The 22,048-nt window shown below is 42.1% G+C and carries 19 protein-coding genes; 17 read left to right on the top strand and 2 right to left on the bottom strand.

Annotation, left to right across the window (positions count from 1 at the left end; genetic code table 11):
- Window positions 1-187: 187 nt before the first annotated feature.
- From H3T75_RS04075 to H3T75_RS04110, 8 genes are all read left to right on the top strand, one after another.
- Window positions 188-1,186, top strand: a complete 999-nt coding sequence (locus H3T75_RS04075; protein ID WP_198211109.1) for an HlyD family secretion protein — start codon at window positions 188-190, stop codon at window positions 1,184-1,186.
- Entirely contained in the window at window positions 1,170-3,992 is a 2,823-nt protein-coding gene (gene rbbA / locus H3T75_RS04080; RefSeq protein WP_232339902.1) for a ribosome-associated ATPase/putative transporter RbbA, read from the top strand. Before H3T75_RS04075 ends, rbbA begins: the two co-directional genes overlap by 17 nt.
- Window positions 3,993-5,120 (top strand): ABC transporter permease, encoded by a 1,128-nt coding sequence (locus H3T75_RS04085; protein WP_232339903.1) that lies wholly within the window; start codon window positions 3,993-3,995, stop codon window positions 5,118-5,120. It abuts the gene before it with no gap.
- Between the two features lie 31 nt (window positions 5,121-5,151).
- Window positions 5,152-6,630 carry an efflux transporter outer membrane subunit gene (locus tag H3T75_RS04090; protein WP_198211110.1) on the top strand — a complete coding sequence of 493 codons (1,479 nt, stop codon included), beginning with the start codon at window positions 5,152-5,154 and terminating at the stop codon, window positions 6,628-6,630.
- A gap of 157 nt (window positions 6,631-6,787) precedes the next feature.
- Window positions 6,788-8,344: a patatin-like phospholipase family protein gene (locus H3T75_RS04095; protein WP_198211111.1), complete on the top strand. Its 1,557-nt coding sequence runs from the start codon at window positions 6,788-6,790 to the stop codon at window positions 8,342-8,344.
- 894 nt (window positions 8,345-9,238) lie between these two features.
- Entirely contained in the window at window positions 9,239-10,939 is a 1,701-nt protein-coding gene (aspT, locus tag H3T75_RS04100) for an aspartate-alanine antiporter (RefSeq protein ID WP_096765489.1), read from the top strand.
- Between the two features lie 30 nt (window positions 10,940-10,969).
- Complete coding sequence (locus H3T75_RS04105; protein WP_025330768.1) at window positions 10,970-12,562, top strand: bifunctional aspartate transaminase/aspartate 4-decarboxylase; 1,593 nt, start codon at window positions 10,970-10,972, stop codon at window positions 12,560-12,562.
- Between the two features lie 183 nt (window positions 12,563-12,745).
- Entirely contained in the window at window positions 12,746-13,471 is a 726-nt protein-coding gene (locus H3T75_RS04110; protein WP_198211112.1) for a glutamine amidotransferase, read from the top strand.
- 19 nt (window positions 13,472-13,490) lie between these two features.
- On the opposite strand, the gene H3T75_RS04115 is transcribed toward H3T75_RS04110, so the two are convergent.
- Window positions 13,491-13,847, bottom strand: a complete 357-nt coding sequence (locus H3T75_RS04115) for a YkvA family protein (protein WP_198190077.1) — start codon at window positions 13,845-13,847, stop codon at window positions 13,491-13,493.
- A gap of 38 nt (window positions 13,848-13,885) precedes the next feature.
- Window positions 13,886-14,353 carry a histidine phosphatase family protein gene (locus H3T75_RS04120; protein ID WP_041881034.1) on the bottom strand — a complete coding sequence of 156 codons (468 nt, stop codon included), beginning with the start codon at window positions 14,351-14,353 and terminating at the stop codon, window positions 13,886-13,888.
- A gap of 255 nt (window positions 14,354-14,608) precedes the next feature.
- Between H3T75_RS04120 and ubiA the strand changes: the two genes are divergently transcribed.
- The 9 genes from ubiA to H3T75_RS04165 all read left to right on the top strand — a co-directional run bounded on the left by ubiA (window position 14,609) and on the right by H3T75_RS04165 (window position 22,040).
- Entirely contained in the window at window positions 14,609-15,439 is an 831-nt protein-coding gene (gene ubiA / locus H3T75_RS04125) for a 4-hydroxybenzoate octaprenyltransferase (RefSeq protein WP_198211274.1), read from the top strand.
- A 149-nt stretch (window positions 15,440-15,588) separates the two neighbouring features.
- Window positions 15,589-16,044, top strand: a complete 456-nt coding sequence (ptsN, locus tag H3T75_RS04130) for a PTS IIA-like nitrogen regulatory protein PtsN (protein ID WP_100125658.1) — start codon at window positions 15,589-15,591, stop codon at window positions 16,042-16,044.
- Between the two features lie 12 nt (window positions 16,045-16,056).
- Entirely contained in the window at window positions 16,057-17,019 is a 963-nt protein-coding gene (gene hprK / locus H3T75_RS04135; protein WP_025330762.1) for an HPr(Ser) kinase/phosphatase, read from the top strand.
- Entirely contained in the window at window positions 17,000-17,860 is an 861-nt protein-coding gene (gene rapZ / locus H3T75_RS04140) for an RNase adapter RapZ (RefSeq protein WP_078475638.1), read from the top strand. The genes hprK and rapZ overlap by 20 nt, the downstream gene beginning before the upstream one ends.
- A gap of 89 nt (window positions 17,861-17,949) precedes the next feature.
- Window positions 17,950-18,873, top strand: a complete 924-nt coding sequence (ylqF, locus tag H3T75_RS04145) for a ribosome biogenesis GTPase YlqF (RefSeq protein ID WP_198211275.1) — start codon at window positions 17,950-17,952, stop codon at window positions 18,871-18,873.
- Window positions 18,874-18,926: 53 nt separating this feature from the next.
- A complete protein-coding gene (locus tag H3T75_RS04150; RefSeq protein WP_198211276.1) occupies window positions 18,927-19,517 on the top strand; it encodes an SMC-Scp complex subunit ScpB in 591 nt (196 codons plus the stop codon).
- 10 nt (window positions 19,518-19,527) lie between these two features.
- Window positions 19,528-20,565 carry a pseudouridine synthase gene (locus tag H3T75_RS04155; RefSeq protein WP_198211113.1) on the top strand — a complete coding sequence of 346 codons (1,038 nt, stop codon included), beginning with the start codon at window positions 19,528-19,530 and terminating at the stop codon, window positions 20,563-20,565.
- Window positions 20,566-20,802: 237 nt separating this feature from the next.
- A complete protein-coding gene (locus tag H3T75_RS04160; RefSeq protein WP_232332590.1) occupies window positions 20,803-21,294 on the top strand; it encodes a PAS domain-containing protein in 492 nt (163 codons plus the stop codon).
- Window positions 21,291-22,040 carry a phosphate/phosphite/phosphonate ABC transporter substrate-binding protein gene (locus H3T75_RS04165; RefSeq protein ID WP_025330757.1) on the top strand — a complete coding sequence of 250 codons (750 nt, stop codon included), beginning with the start codon at window positions 21,291-21,293 and terminating at the stop codon, window positions 22,038-22,040. Before H3T75_RS04160 ends, H3T75_RS04165 begins: the two co-directional genes overlap by 4 nt.
- The last annotated feature ends 8 nt before the right edge of the window (window positions 22,041-22,048 follow it).

Genomic DNA, 22,048 nt, shown 5'->3' on the forward strand with positions numbered 1-22,048 from the left:
ACAAGTGGCAATTAGTTGTTTAGCACTCAGAATTTGCTTGGCGCAATTTTCGCAAATATGTAACAGTAATAGTAAACTATTGTTATTGATGAAATGAATGGATATTTTATGTGTTAAATTGTGTGAGCAAGATATGGCGAGTTTCGTGATGCGGAACCAATAAAACAGTTTGTTCAGGGAAAAATAAATGAAAACAAAAAAACTGTTGTTTGTGTTGGTGGTATTGGTATTAGCTGGACTGGCAGTGTGGATTAATATGCGCAGCCATACTGATTTACCTGATGGTTTTGCTGGCGGTAATGGCCGTATGGAACTCAAACGGCTGGATGTGGCTACTTTATATGCTGGTCGTGTCATTGAAATGAAAGTGGATGAAGGTGATGTAGTCGCTAAAGATCAGGTTCTGGCTGAGCTTTCATCTGATCAGACCAGTAGCAAGCTGGATGCTGCCCGTGCTGATAAAAAGCGTGCACAGGAAAATGTCTCTAAAGCAGAGGCAGAAATTGCCGCTCAGCAGCAGATACATAAGGTTGCTCAAATGGATCTGGATAATGCGCGTCAGCTTAAATCAGATGAACTGGTTTCTTCACCTGAATTACGCCGGAGACTGGCTGAACGTGATGCTGCAATAGCCAGAGTTAAATCTGCTCAGGCAGCCCGCGCTGAGGCTCTGGCAGCAGTACAACAGGCTCAGGCTCAGATTAATGCTACTTCTTCTGCTAATAACGATATGCTGATACGTGCGCCTAAAGCCGGGCGTGTAGAGTATCGTATTGCCGAGGCCGGTAATGTACTGGGTGAAGGTAATAAAGTTGTGTCATTACTTGATCCGTCTGATGTGACGCTGTCGGTGTATTTACCCACAGATACTATTGGAAAATTAAAGCTTGGAGATGAAGCAAGGATTGTTCTGGACGGAATGAGTGCAGTCTGGCCGGCTAAGGTGGATTTTATTGATTCCAATGCTCAGTTTACGCCTAAGTTTGTAGAAACTCAGAATGAACGGCAAAAGCTGATGTATAAGGTTAAGCTGAAAATTCCGCCTGAGATTGCATTGAAATACAGTGGACTGCTTAAGGGCGGGCTGACAGGTAATGGATATATCCGTTTTGATAACAATAAAGCATGGCCGCAGCAATGGCAGGTAAATTTACCCAGTATAAAACAATATGCCAAAGGTGCCTGATATGGATAGTACGGCCAGAGAGCAGGCTGTAACAGGAGAAGAATGGGCTGTAGATTTACGCCATGTTTTTCATCAGTACCGTCAGACGAAGGCATTGCAGGATGTATCATTGCAAATCCGGCGCTGTGCAACGGTGGGTCTGATTGGTCCGGACGGGGTAGGTAAGTCTACTTTGCTGTCTTTGATTGCCGGTGTAAAAATTATTCAGCAGGGCGAGATACTGGTATTTGGCGACAGTATGGCGGACAAGCATAGCCGGCAGTCGCTAAGCCATCGGATTGCGTTTATGCCGCAAGGACTTGGTCAGAATCTTTATCCTACTTTGTCGGTTAATGAAAATGTTGATTTTCATGCTCGTTTATTCGGCTTACATGGACGTATGCGTCACGAACGTATTGCGCGTTTGTTGCAGGCGACAGGATTATCACCTTTTGCTGACCGGCCGGCAGGTAAGCTTTCCGGTGGAATGAAACAGAAATTAAGTTTATGCTGTGCGCTGGTGCACAATCCGGAATTACTGATTCTGGATGAACCAACTACCGGAGTGGATCCGTTATCCCGTCGGCAGTTCTGGCAGTTGATTGATGAATTGCGGACAGAAAACCCGGATATGACTGTGATTGTAGCCACGGCATATTTTGATGAAGCGAAACGCTTTGAATATCTGCTGGCAATGGATAATGGTCATCTGATTGTCAATGCGCCCACTCAGCAGGTTTTGGATGATACTCATACGGATACGCTGGAACAGGCTTATGTCAAACTTTTGCCTGAAAATAAGCAGAATAAATCGGGCAGTCTGCAACTAACGCCGTTTGTTCCTGATAAAGACTCTCCACCGGCGATTGAGGCAAAGGATTTAACCAAACGTTTTGGTGATTTTATTGCCGTTAATAATGTTAGTTTCAGGATTGAGCGGGGCGAGATTTTTGGTTTTCTTGGTTCGAATGGCTGTGGTAAATCAACAACCATGAAAATGCTGACGGGGCTGCTGGATGCCAGCTCCGGTTCTGCTGAGCTGTTAGGTCATACGGTTAATGCCAATGATATGACGACTCGGATGAAAATCGGTTATATGTCGCAGTCGTTTTCTTTATATGAAGAGTTAACGGTACGACAGAATCTTGTACTTTCAGCCCGATTATACCGTATGGATGCTGCCCAGATTGATTCTTCTGTTCAGCAGTCTTTACAGGAATTTGATCTGTTTGAATTTGCAGACATTCAGCCTAGTGAAATGCCGCTGGGTATCAGACAGCGTTTGCAGCTGGCAGCAGCCTGTCTGCATCATCCTCAGGTATTAATTCTAGATGAGCCGACATCCGGGGTTGATCCGGTGGCCAGAGATATGTTCTGGCATCATCTGCTAAATTTGTCGCGAAATCATCGCACTACTATTTTTGTCTCTACGCATTTCATGAATGAAGCAGAGCGCTGTGACCGGATATCATTCATGCATCAGGGACGGGTTCTGGCTATCGGGACACCAGAAGAACTATGTGAAAGTAAGGATACAGATGATCTTGAAACTGCATTTATTGATTATTTGCAGGAGGCTGTAGATAAAAATCAGCCTAAATCTCAGGTATCTGCCTCTGATACAAAAGAAACCGCAAACACCGCGCATGAAAACGGATTTGGTCAATCTTCGGGTAAAACAACGGATGTGGATAGCCTGGCTTACTGGCTACAGACTATATGGACATTTGCTGTACGCGAAGGCAAGGAATTACTGCGGGATAAGATTCGTTTATTCTTTGCTCTGTTCGGACCGGTGGTGTTAATGATGATGGCTGCATGGTCAGTATCTTTTGATGTTGAGCATGTGAAATTTGCGGTAATAGATCGAGACCAGACGGTAGAAAGTCGTGCTTTGATTGAGCAATTTCAAGGTTCACGTTATTTTACTTTCACTGGCAATCTTCACAGTGCTGCTGAGATTGATAATACGCTTAAGGTTTCCAATGCCAGAATGGTGATTGATATCCCGCCGCATTTTGGTCGTGATCTGTTGCGTGGTAATAAGCCGGAAGTGGGCTTTTATGTTGATGGTACGATGCCGTTTATGGCAGAAAATATTAAAAGTTTTATTTTATCGACACTAAATAACTATACTGCGATGAAATGGACTGAAACAGGTTTGCCGATCTCTCTAAAGCCGGCTGCGCAGATCGCGCCGCGCTATGTTTATAATCAGGATTTTAAAAGTATTTTTGCAATCACCCCGGGTATGATTATGATGGCAATGATGCTGATACCGGTAATGATGACAGCTCTCGGGGTAGTCAGAGAACGGGAAATCGGTTCAATTACTAATTTGTATACTTCCCCCGCATCGGTTAGACAGTTTCTGATTGGTAAACAGCTTCCGTATGTTTTTGTTTCTTTTCTCAGCTATCTGATTCTTGTATGGCTGGCCGTAGTGGCATTGGGTGTGCCGGTGCGTGGCAGTTTTCTGGCGATGAGTCTGGGTGCACTGGCATTGATATTTGCAGCGACAGCTTTCGGTTTATTGATTTCCAGCTTTGTAAAGTCGCAGGTGGCTGCCATTTTCGGTTCGGCAATCTTATCATTAATTCCAGCGCTGAATTTTTCCGGTCTGCTGTATCCGCTGTCTACACTCAGCGGGGTTAATTATTGGTTTGGCTGGAGCTTCCCGACTGCATGGTATCAGTTAATCAGTTTAGGCGGTTTTACTAAAGGCTTAGGCTTTCTGGACTTTATTAATTATTACTTGATATTAATGGTATTTTGTCTGGTATACGTTTTTCTGGCCGGCTGCTTACTGAAGAAGCAGGAGGTATAGATGCTGCAATGGTTTAAAAATGTATGGGTGCTGAGTGTAAAGGAGCTGAAAAGCCTGCTGAGTGATGTGGTTTTAATTGCATTAATGGTAGTCGTGCTGTCTTTAGCCATTTACTCAGTTGCAACCAGTATTACTACCGAAGTGCGCCATGCTTCAGTTGCCATTATGGATGCTGATCACAGTGTTTTGTCTTACCAAATTCGTGATTCTTTGCTGGAACCTTATTTTAAACAGCCGGTAGAAGTAAAGCGTGAAGAAATTGATGCGGCTATGGATAAAGGTGATTATGTCTTTGTACTGGATATTCCGGCCAATTTTGAACGCGATGTGGTCGCAGGACGGTCTCCTACCATTCAGGTGCTGGCTGATGCAACGTCAGTAACTCAGGCTGGTATAGGTTTTAATTATTTAAGCCAGATAATTGATGCACAGACACGTTCTTTTTTACATCAGCAGTCTGCAGTGAAGTTATCTCCGGTTACGCCGGTGTTAAATATTCAGTTTAATCCCAATGGTGAATCCTCATGGTTTATCGCTACGATGAATGTGGTATCCAATCTTACTTTACTGGCGATTATTCTGGTCGGTGCCGCGGTAATCCGTGAGAAAGAGCATGGTACGATTGAACAGTTGCTGGTTATGCCGGTACGACCCAGTGAAATTGTGATGGCCAAGATTTTTGCTAATGGTGCGGTTATCTCAATTGCTTCTCTGCTGTCTTTATGGCTGGTTATTCAGGGCTGGCTGCATATCCCGATAAACGGCTCAATATTTTTATTTAGTATGGGCATGTTTATTTATTTGTTTTCTGTGGCGTCTCTGGGTATCTGGTTTGCAACGCTGGCTCCTACCATGCCGCAGTTTGGTTTGTTATGTTTGCCGATTTATGTGGTAATGCGTTTACTTTCGGGCTCTGAATCGCCATTGGAAAGTATGCCGGCAGTTTTTCAGTATATAACTTGGTTTTCACCGGAAACTCAATTTACTCAGTTTAGTCAGGATGTGCTCTTTCGCAATGCCGGTCTGGATATTGTCTGGCCGAAAATTTTGATGATGAGCATAATGGGTGTGTTGTTTCTGGCTCTGGCGCTATCGCGATTTCGTGGCATGCTGGCACAGCATTCCTGATGCTTACACCGGATTTTAGGGAAGTATGGTGATGAATAAAATATGGTTGTCTATATTATTGGCTTTAGGATTGGTGGCAGGTTGCAGCAGAACTGATATTCAGGTGAAATCTACTGTCGGAATGCCAAAGCAGTTTGATCAGAATGTGGCAGCACGCGGCTCAGCTGATATCAGCCGCTGGTGGCAAAGCTGGCCGGATCCGGTGCTGAATGAGTTAATCGAAACCGGATTAAAAAATAACCGGAATCTAGCCAAAATGAAAGCAAATATGCTTGCAGCACGAGCCAGTGCTGCTATGGCTGAGTCTGATTTAGGACCGCAGGCAGGTGTAGAAAGTAGCGGAGGATTGCATCGTTACAATGGTGATAATTCACTTAAAGATTTAAATTTACCAGCAATTGGTAATGCAAAGGATTACTTGCAAGCAACTGGTTCGCCTCTGGGTAATAATCGCCGGCATGTTCATGGTAATACGGTTCAGGCAGGTTTTACTGCCAGCTGGGAGCCGGATGTATTCGGACAAAAACGCAGTGATGCTGATGAAATGCATTATCTGAGTCTGAGCGAAACAGAACGCTGGCATGGTGCGCAGATGATGCTTGGCAGTGAAATTGCCGATAATTATCTGAAAATGCGTGCGATGCAGCAACGGGTAAAAGTAGGAGAGCACAGTGTTGCTACTCTTAAGCAATTGCAGCGATATACGGAAGGGCGTTTTCGTGCAGGTCAGGCATCGGCTTATGATGTCAGAGAAGTTGCGGCAAAACTTTCAGCTATGCAGGCAAAAATTGCTACTTATCAGGCACAGGCTGATGTTTATCAGCGCAATATAGCAGTATTGACCGGTCAGTCTTCGCAAGGATTTGTGGTTGCGCCTGCGTCTTTGGATATTTTTCAGCATTTACCTTCTGCTCCGGCGGGACAGGTTCCACTGGATCTCATTACCCGGAGACCGGATATCCGCACTCAGGAAAATCTGGTGAAAGCGATGAGTGCCGGTTTAGCCAGTGCTAAAGCTGACCGTCTGCCACGATTTTCGCTTAATTTTTTATGGCAGACCGGACAAATACATTTAGACAGCAGTACTTCATATTTAAAAAATACGGCCGGTTTGCTGAATGCAAGCATGACTATTCCTGTGTTTACTGCAGGCAGAATCAAACATAATATTGAGCGGGCTGATGCTCAGTTACAGGCAGCTATTGCCGGATATGACCAGATGATTTTACAGGCTCTGGCTGAAGTAGATAGTGCATATCAGATGCAATTTAGTCTGAATAAACAAAACCGGTTAATGCATGAGGCTCAAATGCAGGCTGCCAGTCAGGCTGGTGCGGCTGAAAAACTGTTTCGCTATGGCGATATGACCCTGGACCGCAGTTTACGGGCACGCCTGAATGCCGAGGATCTGGATGATCAGCAAATTCAGGGCAAACTGGAAGAGGCACGTAATCTGGTTAATCTGTATAAGGCATTAGGCGGTGGCTGGCAAATTACTGATGAAAACTGATTTAAGATAATTAAGCTGAAAATTATGTTATCGTTTAATTTTCTGTTTGTATGAATAAGTGGCAGTAATGGTACACTGATAGATTACATGATAATAGCAATTATTAATTAATCAAAATATATCAGGTATCCTGATATTTTCCGCTCCGGGAGCTGTAATGCCGCTAAGTATTACGAGATCTGTTAGATGGTACCTGCTGATACTGATTGCCGTATTGAGCCTGAGTGCCTGTTCTACACTGCAATATCAGCCTATAGACACAATTGATCATATTGATGAACAGGAGGGTTATCGTATACAACATGCATTGTTAAACAATGATGCGAAGAAAATAGACGATGTAATCGGTATTGTGATGCTTTCCGGTGGCGGAACCCGTGCAGCTGCGTTTGGTTATGGGGTTCTGGAATCTCTGAAAAAGCAGCAAGTAAAAATTGACGGTAAACAGGTAAGTCTGCTTGATACGGTTGATGTGGTTTATGGTATATCCGGAGGCTCAGTTTTAGCTACTTATTTTGGATTACACGGAGCCGATACAATACCGAAATTTGAGCAAAATTTTCTCAATTTAAATTTGCAGAAAATGTTAGTTGGTCAGGTTTTTTCGATGGCTAACTGGTCGCGGCTGGCTTCACCGGAATTTGGCCGCGGTGATTTGTTACAGGAACAGCTGGATTTACATTTATATCATGGCGCTACTTATGAGGATTTAAATAATAAACGTAAGGGGCCGTTTGTGGTAATTAGTGCTACTGATATGAGTTTAGGCAGCCGGCTGGATTTTACGCAGGAGTATTTTGATTTACTCTGCATTGATTTAACTAAATTACCCATTTCCCGTGCCGTAGCGGCATCCAGTGCTGTGCCACTGGTTTTTGCACCGGTAACTCTGAATAACAATGGCGGTAATTGCCATTATCAGTTACCAGATAATCTGGTTGATAGTAATAATGCTGATGCTACCGGCACGACAGCTTTCCGTGCTCAGACACGTACAGCTTATCGTAATAATCTCAAGCAATATCAGGATAGTCAGAAAAGACCTTATATTCATTTACTGGATGGTGGATTAACGGATAATCTCGGATTACGCAGTTTGCTGGACACAACTGAGTTATATAGTAATGAAACTTTGTATGACCAGCTGGAATCAGCGAATATTCATAAAATTATCATTATTAATGTCAACGCCCAGACACAGCGCAAAAATGAAATTGACAGTAGCGCCAGTGTTCCCGGAACTACTGAAGTAGTGAGAGCTTTAACCAGTATTCCGATTGAGAAGTATTCAGAAGATACTCAGCATCAATTTCAGAAATATGTAGACTGGTGGAATGAAAATCGTAGTGAGGGTACACCGCGGGTATATTATATAAGTGTGAATTTACTGGATTTACCTTCTTCCCCTTTAAGGGATAAAGTAATTCATATACCAACAACGTTTTATCTGGCACGCAGTGAAGTGAATAATTTGCGTAAAGCTGCGAAAGAGCTATTAGCCCAGTCTGCCGAATATCATCGGCTGATTAAAGATATTGGTGTAGATTCATCCGATACTGATACAAAGGCATTTAGTTTATATGATGAAGAATCTGATGATGGTGATGATTCAGCAGATGCTACAGATCAACCGAATGCAGAAGATAATCCTCAAAATAATTTGAGTAATGTGGTTAATTTTATCAATACTGAATCATTACCTTTATTACGCTGAAAAATTTTATTGTATAGTGAAGCAGATACTTTTATCTGTTTGATTGTTTGAAAAGAGCCTGAAAGAAAATTATTCAGGCTTTTTTTATATTCATTTCTGGAAATACTCAGGCTCTTATCAGATATAGCGTGTATATGTCAGGCTAAAATTCTTGTCTGAATTGATTTATTTTAAGTATTAAAGAGTTATTGGTATAAATGTCAATGAAGTAAACCCTTATCAATAAAACCATCTGCCAAAATTCAAATTTGAGAAATCAAAAAATAATTATGTAAACTTTATGTAGTTAAATGGTTTTAATTAGTTATAATTTGGAATGGATATTTTAATTAGCAATTTGTGTTAATTTTAATATCATTTTTTTTAGAAAAAATAGATGATTTGTTGTGAAATGGCAACAGAAATCTGACTGTTTAGCGGAGTTGTTAAACAGGATTCTTATTATCATTTCAATATGTTAGAGATTATCAATCGTATTGAAAAATAGTTTATATAGTTTAATAATTAAATATGCATTTTGACTAAATATATTCAATTAGAAATAAATTATTTTATTGGCTAGTAAGATATAAGAATAACAGATTATTTAATAAATTTTATTCAATATAGATATTATAGTTCTAAATTATATTAATATATTAATAAAAAATTCTGAACAAAATCTTAACTTTTCTCTTTAAAATCAGTTGAAAAAAGCAAAAAACAGTATTGGTGCATGAATGTGAAATTATTCTTACATAGTAATTAAACGCGATTAATTGGATTAATTAAATGCCAATGTTGTTAACAAAATACCAAAATTATCATTAATTTTCGTACATATGAATATTTAGACAAAAATTAAAAGCGCACGAGCGCACACTAGCCTACGTTCTTTCAGGAGAAGGTAGACATATGTTGAATTGGGTATTGACTAATATTCAGGAATCACCGGTTATTCTGATGTTTCTGTCGTTAAGTCTGGGTTATTTGCTGGGCAATATACGCTTCGGTAAGTTCCAGCTCGGCGGGGTTGCCGGTTCCCTGCTGGTGGCAGTGGTTTTGAGCCTGCTCAATGTTCACATTGATTCTGGTCTTAAGGCATTGCTGTTTACTTTATTTATTTACGCTGTGGGTTATGAAAGCGGTCCTCAGTTTTTCCGTTCACTTGGTGTAAAAACTCTGCGTGAAATTTTTCTGGCATTGTTTATCGCCATTACCGGCTTTATTACGGTAATGATTATGGCACGCCTGTTCCATCTAGATAAAGGTCTGGCCGCTGGTCTGGCTGCCGGTGGTTTAACCCAGTCAGCAATTCTGGGTACGGCTGCTGATGCTCTGACACATATGGGTCTGCCTGCCGATCAGTTACAACAGTTACAGGCTAATGTAGCTATTGGTTATGCGGTGACATATATCTTTGGTTCTTTGGGCGCAATCATAATTTGTATGAATGTGTTACCGAAAATCATGGGTCGGGATATTCGCGATGATGCGGTAGCTGCTGAAGCTGAACAACTGAAAGGTGCTATGGCACTGGAAGGTAATCAGGGGATGGCAATTACGCAGATGGTGGGACGTATCTATGTGGTTGAACATGATATTCAGAAATCTATCAAAGATATTGAATTAGAAAATCTGGGTATAACTATCGAACGCATTAAACGTCACGGTAATCTGATTGACTGCACTCCGTCTACGATTCTGAAACGGGAAGACATCATCCTGATTGTTGGTCGTCGTGAAGCTGTGACTTCTGTCAGCACTTTATTCGGCCGTGAACTGGATGCCGAGCCGGGTCTGGAAGTCATTGTTGATACTAAAAATGTGGTTTTTCGCAACCCTGAGTATGCGAATAAAACCATGGCTGAAATTCGTTCCAAAGTTCATATGAGCGATAAAGACTTTGAAATTCAGCATGGTATCTACCTGATTGAACTACATCGCAATGGTGAAAAAATAGATCTGACACCTGATACAGAGTTCAAACTGGGCGATGTAATGACCATTTACGGTTCTACCAGTGATATTAACCGTGTTGTACATATTATCGGTGCACCTATTACGGTTAATAGTAAAACCGACTGGGCTTATCACGGTCTGGGCGTAGTACTTGGTCTGATTATCGGCTGGGTGGTAATTCGTATCGGCAATATTCCGATTACGCTTGGTGCCGGTGGTGGTGCATTGTTATCCGGTCTTTTCTTTGGCTGGCTGCGTGCCCGTAAACAGACATTCGGCAATATGCCTGCTGCGGCTTCTCAGTTTATGAAGGATTTCGGTTTGGCCGGCTTCGTATCTGTTGTGGGTCTGCAATCAGGTTTACAGGCAATTACCACTATTAGAGAACATGGTCTGACTCTGTTCCTGATTGGTGTGGTGGTTACTCTGGTTCCGATGATTCTGGCTATTTTCTTTGGTCGCTATGTGCTCCGTTATGACAATGCAGCTGTATTTGCAGGTGCCTTGGCCGGTTCACGCAGTGCCAATCCTGCATTTGGTGAAGTTCTGGATAAAGCTGGCAATGCGATTCCGACTACTCCATTTGCCATTACATATGCATTAGCCAATGTGTTCCTGACATTGTTAGGTCCGTTGATTGTGGCTCTTGTTTGATATGTGCTTTAACTTCTTGAGGAAACTATTATGACTTCAAAACATGATTTTGAAAAATATGCTAATTTAAGCCCGTTTGAGTTGAAAAATCACTTGATTGATCTGGCACAGAGCCGCAACGATCGGATGATGCTGAATGCCGGCCGTGGTAACCCTAATTTTCTGGCTACTTTACCACGCAATGCCTTTTTTGAATTAGGTTTGTTTGCTGCGGAAGAGTCTGAAATTTCTTTCTCTTTCCTGGATCAGAATATCGGTGGTATGCCGTTTAAAGATGATCTGATGGCACGTTTTGATGATTTTATCCGTCGTAACCGCCACAAACCGGGTGTTGATTTTCTAAGCAAAGCCATGTCCTATGTACGTGACCAGCTTGGCTACAATCAGCATCAGTTCCTGCTGGAAATGACCGAAGGTATTCTGGGTTGCAATTATCCTGTACCTGACCGTATGCTGCGCTTGTCTGAAGAAATCGTTAAAACCTATATTCTGGAAGAAATGGGTGCTAAAACGATGTCTAATGACGATATCGATCTGTTTGCAACTGAAGGTGGTACTGCTGCTATGGCATACATTTTCAGTTCTCTGAAACAGAATGGTCTGATTCGTCATGGTGATAAAATTGCTCTGGGCGCACCAATTTTCACACCCTATCTGGAAATTCCTGAACTGAACGATTATGAACTGGAAGAAGTTCTGATCAATGCTGATCCGAAACTGGACTGGCAGTATCCTGAAAGCGAATTGCGCAAACTGGAAGATCCTTCAATCAAGGCATTCTATCTGGTTAACCCATCCAATCCGCCTTCAGTGAAAATGGATGATCGCAGTCTGCAGATTATTGCTGACATTGTGAAAAAACGTCCTGATCTGATTATTCTGACTGATGACGTATATGGTACATTTGCTGAGAACTTTGAATCTCTGTTTACTCTGTGCCCGTACAACACTATTTTAGTGTACTCTTTCTCTAAATACTTCGGTGCTACCGGCTGGCGCTTGGGTGTTATTGCCATGGCCAAAGAAAATGTACTGGACAAGAAAATTGCTGAGCTGCCTGAAGAAGAACGTCAGGTATTGCACAAACGTTATCTGTCTATTACTCCGGAACCGGAAAAACTGAAACTGATCGACCGTATGGTTGCTGACAGCCGTGCTGTTGCTCTGAATCATACTGCCGGTTTGTCTACACCACAGCAGGTGCAGATGGTACTGTTCTCTCTGGCCGAAATGATGGATACCAAGAAACAGTATAAAGATGCTCTGATGGCTCTGATTCGCAACCGCAGTGCTGCCATGTACAAACAGCTGGGCATTAAACATGAGTTTAATGAAAACAGTGTGGATTACTACACTCTGGTTGATATGGAAGATACTGCACGTCAGCTGTATGGTGATGAGTTTGCTGAATGGGTTGTTAAAACCAAAAATCCGAATGAACTGCTGTTCAGAATTGCGGATGAATCCGGCGTAGTATTGTTACCGGGTAAAGGTTTTGCCGTACGTCACCCATCCGGCCGTGTTTCATTAGCCAATCTGAATGAGTACCAGTACAAAGCTATTGGTGCATCTCTGCATAAACTGGCTTGTGAATATCATGAAGAATTTAAAGCCAGCAAGTAATTAATTTTACCTTAGCTTAAATCAGCGCCGCACTGTTTGTGCGGCGCTATTATATTTGCTTTGACTGTATCCTAAATCAAAAATCTGATGAATGGAGATCCTTATATAATTGGATATCTACTTGAAAAAATCGTATAGTTTAACCGGTTCATTCTGATTTTATTGTATATGAGGAGAATAAAATTGCGGGTACATTTTATTATTCATCAGGATTATGAAGAAGCTGCAGCTTGTGAAGAATGGGCATTCAGCAGAGATTATCAGATTTCGCATTCACGAGTATATCTTGGCGACAAATTACCCGAATCTAAAGCCGGTTTCGATATGCTGATTATTATGGGGGGGCCGCAATCACCAGTTACGACAATTGAGGAATGTCCCTATTTCGACACTAAAGCAGAGCAAAGTCTGATTCTCAATGCTATTAATGATGGTAAGGCTGTGCTTGGTATTTGTTTAGGTGCCCAATTAATCGGGCAAGCTTTAAACGGAATGTATGAACACAGTCCTAATAAAGAAATTGGTTATTTTCCAATTTATTTAACTCAAGCAGGTATGGCTGATGAACTTATCTCTCATTTTGATAAAGAAATGCTAGTGGCACACTGGCATGGTGATATGCCGGGTCTGACCGAACAGGCACAAGTGCTTGCCTATAGTAAAGGTTGTCCGCGTCAGATTATCCGTTATGCACCGTTGGTATACGGTTTTCAGTGTCATCTGGAGCTGAATGCAAAAGCTATTGATAAATTAATTTCAGCTTCTGCATCTGAATTAGAGAAAGCAGCTGATTATCCTTTTATTCAGTCAGCAGAGGAAATCAGATCTTTTGATTATTCTGTTATGAACCAGCAGCTTTTTATTTTTATGGATAAACTGATGCGGCTATATCAAAATAATATTGAATAGCTTAGCAGAAAGATATGATTTAACGGTGAAAGAATCGGGAAACAGCTGTTTCAGCCTGAGCTTTAAGTGCTGGTGTGATGGCTTTTTGCAGCTGTCTGCATACCATAGTAATAACCGCAATATCATCAGTAAATCCTATTGGTCCGAGTAAATCGGGAATCAGATCTATAGGACTGAGAAAATAGAGCAGGGCACCCAATATCAGCATTTTACTGCGTAGCGGTGTTTCTGCTGATTTAAAAAGCAGATATAAGGTGTATAGCTGCACCATTACGGGTTTACCCAGAATTAAGGTATTTTTACTAAGCTTTGTGAAAAAGCTTTTTTCATTGAACTGATTATGTCCGATATTGACATTTTTATGTAACCAACTCATCGCTATATGCTTTCATTTGTTGATTATATCTGTATGGTTTATTTTAAAGCAGCGGGTGAAAGAACGACTTTTAGTCGTGCCTGATGGCGCTGTTGATAAAAACGGACATCAAACCACCAAAAAGCTGATTTTTTCACTGACCAGAATTGCTGCGGTAACCAGATGCCGTTGAGCAAATAAGCGCAGAACTGACCTATCCAGGGTTGATGACCTACCCATATCTGTGCAGAAGAAGCAGCGTTCTGCTGTTGCAGAAAAGTAGCGAGATTAAGCGGATGGCTGTTAGGATTCAGTAATTTATTAATAGTCAAAGGCTGTTTAAGAAATTCTGCAGTTTGCTGTGCTCTTACTGCTTCTGAGCAGAAAACTTGAAAGTTATCCGGTAAATGCTGATGCAACCATTGAGCACTGGACTTTGCCTGCTGCTGACCTTTAATTGTTAATCTTCGTGCCATATCATTGCGGCTGTCTTCAGCCTCGGCATGACGCCATAAAATTAAATCCATATCTTACTCCTTTGGATTATGGTTTCAGAGTGCAGTTAGCTGTTATGCTTATGCTACAATTATTTGGTTTGCCGACTTCTTTCTGATAGTAGTAGCATCAGTAGTGTTCTGGCAATGTGGCAGAGGCTATCTTTGTATTTTTTAATCAAGCATTAACATTGAAAGACAGGTGTGAATCGATTTTCTGTAGAAAGGAAACTGCAAAATAAAAAAAACGGGCAGTTGGCTGAGCGCTTTCAAGTCTATATACAGTTAATGCGTATAGACCGGCCGATTGGTACGTTATTGCTGTTATGGCCAACCTGGTGGGCTTTATGGATTGCTGCAGACGGATATCCGGACTGGTTAATCGTGCTGCTGTTTACAATCGGCACTTTTTTAATGCGCAGTGCCGGTTGCGTGATTAATGATTATGCAGACCGCGATTTTGACGGTGCTGTTGATCGTACCTGTCAACGACCTTTTGCTTTAAAAAAGGTAAGTAAAAAAGAAGCGCTCATACTGACATTACTATTGTGTATTTTATCTGCATTCTGTTTGCTGCCTATGAATCGGCTTACCTGGCTGATGAGTATTCCCGCACTATTTCTAGCCATGACATATCCGTTTACTAAACGTTTTTTTCCATTACCGCAGTTATATCTTGGTCTGGCATTTTCGTTTGGGATACCTATGGCGTTTGCAGCGATAACTAATCATGTGCCGATGATTGCGTGGATTTTACTGGCTGCCAATACATTGTGGACTTTAGCTTATGACACTATATATGCCATGGCAGATAAGGAAGATGATTTAAAAATCGGCATTCATACATCTGCAATTACTTTTGGTAATCACGATATTACTGCTGTTATGTTGTGTCATGCAGGGTTTGATCTGCTGATGATTCTGGCTGGCTGGCAGATTCACGCCACTATCTGGTACTGGCTGGCACTGGTAATTGTATCTGTTTTGCAGTATTGTCAGTGGCTCAATATTCGTACGAGAGACCGCAAAATATGCTTTACCATATTTGTTCGTAATAACCGGATTGGTCTTATCCTGTTTATTGGATTGCTTCTGCATTACTGGATAGGCAAATCATGAACGATGAATGCATTATCGGGTAGAAATAAGAGATAATTTTGTAATTTGATTGTATTGAAATAAATTGCATCTGAATCAGCAAAGTAAATTAGTCCCCTTTCCGGATTAGCCGGCTGTACAGTGCAGTTTGATAGGAATTGAATATGAGCATGAGTTTAATTGGGGATATTTTACCGGTTTCACATGTGGTTCTTGATTTAAATGTAAGTAGTAAGAAACGTCTGTTTGAAGAAGCCGGTCAATTATTATCCGAAGAGGCAGGTTTGTCGCAGGAAGATGTATTTAATTGTTTGTTTGCACGCGAAAAGCTGGGCTCAACCGCACTAGGTAAGGGTGTAGCCATTCCGCACGGGCGTACCGGTGCAGTAAAAGATACGGTAGGTGCGTTTTTCCGTCTGCAGACACCCATCGCATTTGACGCTCCGGATGAACAACCCGTCAGTCTGGTATTTGTATTATTGGTACCGGAAAATGCATCGACCAAGCATTTGAATGTTTTATCGGAACTGGCCGGAAAATTTTCACAAAAATCTGTACGCAATGCATTATTGTCTGCTACCAGTGCCGAAAGTGTGCGTGAAATACTGATAGCAGAACAGGTATAAGGAAACGTTACTATGCCCAGTATTTCGGTACGGCGCTTATATCATGACAATCAGACAAAACTGAAACTTGCATGGTCTGCCGGCACAGCCGGTGCGGATAACCGTATCAGTATTGACGCCGATAAGCCGGTACTGGCGCTGGTAGGACATTTGAATTTTATTCATCCCAATCAAGTACAGGTAATCGGGATTGCAGAAGTCGAGTATCTGAATAAAATTGAAGCGGGTGAAATCAAAACCACGCTTAATGAATTATTCGATTTGACTATGTCACTGATCATAGTTGCAAATGATTTACCTGTGCCCTATATGCTGCGTGATTATTGTCATACGCATAATGTTCCTTTGCTGACATCCAAAACAGAAAGCCCTTTTCTGATGGATGTTTTGCGAATTTATCTGCAGAGAGTGCTGGCAGCTTCTACAGTTAAATACGGTGTATTTCTGGATGTATTTGAAGTTGGTGTGCTGATAACCGGTCAGTCAGGTCTGGGTAAAAGCGAACTGGCGCTGGAATTGATATCACGCGGACATGGCTTGGTGGCAGATGATGCGGTGGAGTTATACCGTATCGGGCCGGAAACACTTGAAGGCCGCTGTCCGGCTATGCTGAAAGATTTTCTTGAAGTGCGCGGTCTTGGTGTTTTGAATATACGGGCAATTTTCGGTGAAACTGCTGTACGACCCAAAAAGCAGTTACAGCTGATAATCAATCTGGTACTGGCCGATGATACCCATATGCAAAGGATTGACCGTCTGAGTATAAAAAGTGAAACTGAAAGCATTCTCAATGTATCTATTCGCAGTGTTACTCTGCCGGTAGCAGTGGGTCGAAATCTGGCTGTACTGGTAGAAGCTGCTGTGAGTAATTTTATTTTACAAATGCGTGGTCAGGACAGTACCAAGCAATTTCTGGATCGTCATAATTCAATGCTGAAAGAGGATGCGGTGAATCATGAGGATAGTATTGATTAGCGGATTATCCGGTTCCGGAAAATCCATTGCTTTACGTTTACTGGAAGATGTCGGCTTTGTCTGTGTTGATAATTTACCGGTAAAACTGTTGCCCGGTCTGATTGAACACTATGCAGCCAGTCATGTAGCACAACTTGGCGTAAGCGTAGATATCCGTTCACGCTTCAACCCTGCAGATGTATTGGAACTGGTCACACAGTTACGTACTCTGGGACATCAGGTAGATTTGCTGTTTTTAACTTCTTCTGTAGCCGTTTTATTGCGCCGGTTTTCAGAAACGCGCCGCAGCCATCCATTGGCACGGGAACATAAAACATTAAGTGAGAGTGTTTCTGCTGAACAGCAATACATGTCCACTTTGCAAAGCCACGCTTATGTAATAGATACTTCATTACTGAATGTACCGCAATTACGCCGTCAGATTCAGCAATGGTTGCACTTGCCGGTAGCGCCAATGCGTGTTGTTCTGGAGTCTTTTGGTTATAAATTTGGTGTACCTGCCGGTCTTGATTTCGTTTTTGATGTGCGTTTTTTACCTAATCCCTATTACGATTTCCACTTACGTCCGTATAGTGGTCTAGATGAACCTGTAAGAACATTTTTTTCCGGACAGCCGGTTATGGCAGAAATGATAAATGATTTATCCGGTTTTCTATTGCGCTGGTTACCGCAAATGGAAAAAGAAAGTCGCAGTTATGTTAATATTGGCATCGGCTGTACTGGTGGTCAGCATCGTTCTGTCTATATTGTAGAAGCACTGGCAAACAGGTTAAATGCTTATTCAGTATTGATTCGGCACAGACAGTTAGAATTAAGTAATCATTCTGAAAAAACGGTATAATACGCATTATGCGTTATTCAGGCAGCCTGATGTCAGGCTGCCTGAATGTTTTCAGTTTTGATATTTTTGATTTCAGACAAGGACAGTTTATGGCTATTCAGTGGTACCCCGGGCATATGAACAAAGCCAAAAAAGTCATTGCCGAACGGATAAAGAGCGTGGATATGGTAATTGAAGTGCTGGATGCCCGCCTGCCTGCCTCCAGTGCCAATCCTTTGCTGGCAAAACTGTCTGGAAATAAACCAAAATTGAAAATTCTGAACAAGCAGGACTTAGCTGATCCCGAGCGCACAGAGTTGTGGCTGGCTGATTACCGTTCCCAGCCTAATACTAATGTGTTGGCACTGGATGCATCAGAAAAGCAGGCTGCTAACAGAATTATTGCGGCCAGCCGCGCACTGGTTCCTAACCGCCACGGTTTGGACAGACCACTGAGAGTGCTTATTTGCGGTATTCCCAATGTAGGTAAATCTACCCTGATTAATGGCATGCTGGGTAAACGTAGTGCCAAAACCGGTAATGAACCGGGTATTACTAAGGCTGAACAGCGGCTGATACTGGCTGATGATTTTTGGTTATACGACACGCCCGGAATGTTATGGCCGAAAATTATAGTTGAGGAGGCCGGTTATAATTTAGCTGCCAGTGGTGCTGTGGGTCGTAATGCCCTGGATGAAGAGGTGGTAGCATTGGAATTACTGGATTATCTGCGCCGGCATTATTTGCCGTTACTACAACAGCGCTATCAGGCTGACCTGAGCGAAAGCCCTCACTGGCTTGATGATCAATGGTTAAAATGGGTAGGTAAAAAGCGTGGTGCATTATTAAGTGGCGGGCGCATTGATTACCAGAAAGCTGCTGAACGCCTGCTGACTGATTTTCGTGACGGACTAATCGGTCGTATTACATTGGAAACGCCCAATCAGTGGGCAGTTTGGTTGAAAAAAGGTCAGCAGCATGAAGCACAGCTTAAGGCAGAGCGGGCAGCCAGAAAAGCTGCGCGCAAAGGTTAATCTTTATAGATTATTTAAAACGGATTTCAATTTAAGTATAGAAATATATGACTATGAATCAATCTGTTTCTATCGAAGCATTAATTGAAGCTGCATTGCTGACCCAAAGTGAAGCATTAAGTGAAAAAATTTTGTCTGCGCTTTCTGATCCGCCTTTATCATCAGATGAGTTAACCAGCATACTGCAAGCACTGCAAATACGCTGGCAGGAAAGGGCACTTAATCTGGTGCATAGTGCTGAGGGCTGGCGCTTTCAGGTTACTCATGCTGCCTATCCCCGTTTGGCCAGTCTGGATGTTCAGCGCACCCCCCGTTATTCCCGGGCTGTACTGGAAACACTGGCCATCATTGCCTACCAGCAGCCGGTAACGCGAAGTGATATTGAGGCTATCCGTGGTGTTGCTGTCTCAAGTAATGTTTTACAAACATTACAGGATCGAGGCTGGATAGAAATTATCGGACAGCGTGATAGCCTGGGAAGGCCAAATTTATGGGCTACCACAGCTGGCTTTCTGAGTGATTTGCAGCTGGAAGATTTAAGCCAGTTACCACCATTAACAGAATTGGGTGAACTTGTCTTACCTGATTTAAATGAACCTGCCGTAGATCAGTCTACCGCAGAAGAACTGTCTGAAGACAGATAGGAGTATATGAATGAATCAAGCCAAGAAAAAATTAACTAAACGTCAGATACGTGACGGAGTAGCCAGTAAAAGCAATAAACATGTTTCCGGGCGGCACTCCGGCAATAAGACCAAATCAGCTCTCAGACAGCAAAATAATACTGGTGGTAAAGCGGATAGTTCTGTAATTACAGCTAATACAAAAACGAAAGTGCAGCGTGCCAAAAAACTGGTGCAGCGTACGCCTAATCAAGAAATTCAGCAACGGGCACGGATGTTGAAAGAACAGCGTATCAGTCTGGAAAAAATGGAACCTGTAAGACTGCAAAAAGCTCTTGCCGCTTCTGGCGCAGGTTCAAGACGGGAAATGGAGCAGTGGATTAGTCAGGGGCTGGTACGTATTAACGGTAAAGTGGCTCAATTGGGAGACAAAATCACGCCGGATGATGAAGTCAGTGTGCGCGGTTCTGCTATTAATATCAAATGGCCGGATCGTTTGCCGCGCATTATGGTTTATTACAAACAGGAAGGTGAAATTGTCAGCCGTGATGATCCGCAGGGAAGAGTCAGTGTATTTGACCGCTTGCCTCAGACAGCCAGCAGTCGCTGGGTAGCCATTGGTCGTCTAGATATCAATACATGCGGGTTATTGATATTAACCACTTCCGGCGAACTGGTTAACCGGTTTGCTCATCCGAGTTTTGAAGTAGAACGCGAATATGCTGTTCGTGTTCTGGGTGAACTGAGTGAAGAACAGAAACAGAGTTTGCTCAATGGTGTCGAACTAGAAGATGGTATTGCTCAGGCTCAGCATCTGTGGGAACAGGGTGGCGAAGGAGCGAATAAATGGTACAACATCATCATTAAAGAGGGGCGCAACCGAGAGGTAAGGCGTTTATTTGAAAGTCAGGGGCTGACCGTAAGCCGTCTGGTTCGTGTGCGTTTCGGACCGATTGCTTTACCTAATAGGCTGAAACGTGGTCAGTATTACGAACTAAATGAATTTGAAGTAGCCAATGTTATGAAATGGGCTGGTTTATATCAGTCTGAGTCCTCAAGGAAACGGTAAATATAGAGCTTTTTGGAGGTGATAGACGGCTCAACTGTATGTTATATCTAATTAATCAGTGTATATTTTTTTTTACATTAAGTTGAATATTGATTGATTTGTGTCAATAAATAGTGTCTTTTTTTACACAACCTGATTAAATGCTTTGTGTTCTTTTGCTAATCGGCGCAATATATATTGCAAATTAATTTTTGCATTATTTGCTTGGTTGTCCACATTCAAGAAAATGGAGTCATAATGATTTCACCAATGAAAGTGCCAGAAATCGAACACCGCACATTTGAATTGACACATTACGATGGTGTAAAACGCACGGTATATTGTACTGATGTAGAAACAGAGTTTCCTGATGGCTGTCTGATTACTTCCAGAACTGATCTGAAGGGAATTATCACTCATGCAAATGAAGTGTTTGTACACATGAGTGGCTGGTCGCGCGATGAACTGATGGGTGCCGAGCACTATATATTACGCCATCCTGATATGCCCAAAGTAGCTTATAAAGATTTGTGGGATACTGTAGAGCAAGGAAAGAAATGGCATGGCTATGTAAAAAACCTGCGTAAAGACGGTGGTTTTTACTGGGTTTACGCTACGATAGTACCCAATATCCGCGATGGTGTTATTGAAGGTTATACCTCTGTACGACGCAAACCTTCCCGCAGTAAAGTATTAGAAATGCAGGCATTATATGAAGGCCTCATGAAAGAAGAGCGGGGTAACTCATGACTATCAATTTTTTAATTGCCCCTGATTTTCCTCCTGAATACTATGCCGGATGGCATTTTCTTAATACTCGCCTGCAACGGCTGATTGATGCACCGGTGCATTTATCAATGGCCAGCAATGCTGAAGAAGAACAGCAGGAAATTGATAAGGATAATGTTGATATTATCTATGCTAATCCGTTCAATGCTTCCAAGCTCATTCGCGAACTTGGTTATTTGCCGGTAGTAAAGCCCGTAAATTGTTTTGATGAGATGGTTATTGCCAGTAGTGCAGACAGTGAGATCAAATCACTTGCCGATATCAAGCCCGGTATGTCAATTCTGTGTACCGAGAATTACGATGTTAAACTAATTGCTTTGCGACTGTTGGAAGCCGTAGATATAGAAGAAAAAGATTTAACATGGATTAAAAGTGAATCTTTCGCAGCTGTTGCCCGCGGACTGATACAGAATCAGGGTAATATTGGTTTATTTATGTCCTCTGCCTATCATAAACTGACTGCTATTACACGAAGTCGCTTAAATCTTTTAATTGAGAGTAAAATCAATGATTTATATCATTTGATTTTATTGCATCCGCGTAATGCAGAAATGCTGGAAAACTTACAGAATGCATTTAGTACTATGCATGATACTCCGGCTGGTGAAATGCTGCTGGAGGACTTGGGTTTAAATGACGGCTTTGAAGTATTGAAAAAAGAAGATGTGGAATTATTAATTGATCTGATTGAAACATTACGCGATTAAAGCTTTTA

This window comes from Snodgrassella sp. W8135, from assembly GCF_016101225.1.
Classification (GTDB): Bacteria; Pseudomonadota; Gammaproteobacteria; order Burkholderiales; family Neisseriaceae; genus Snodgrassella; species Snodgrassella alvi.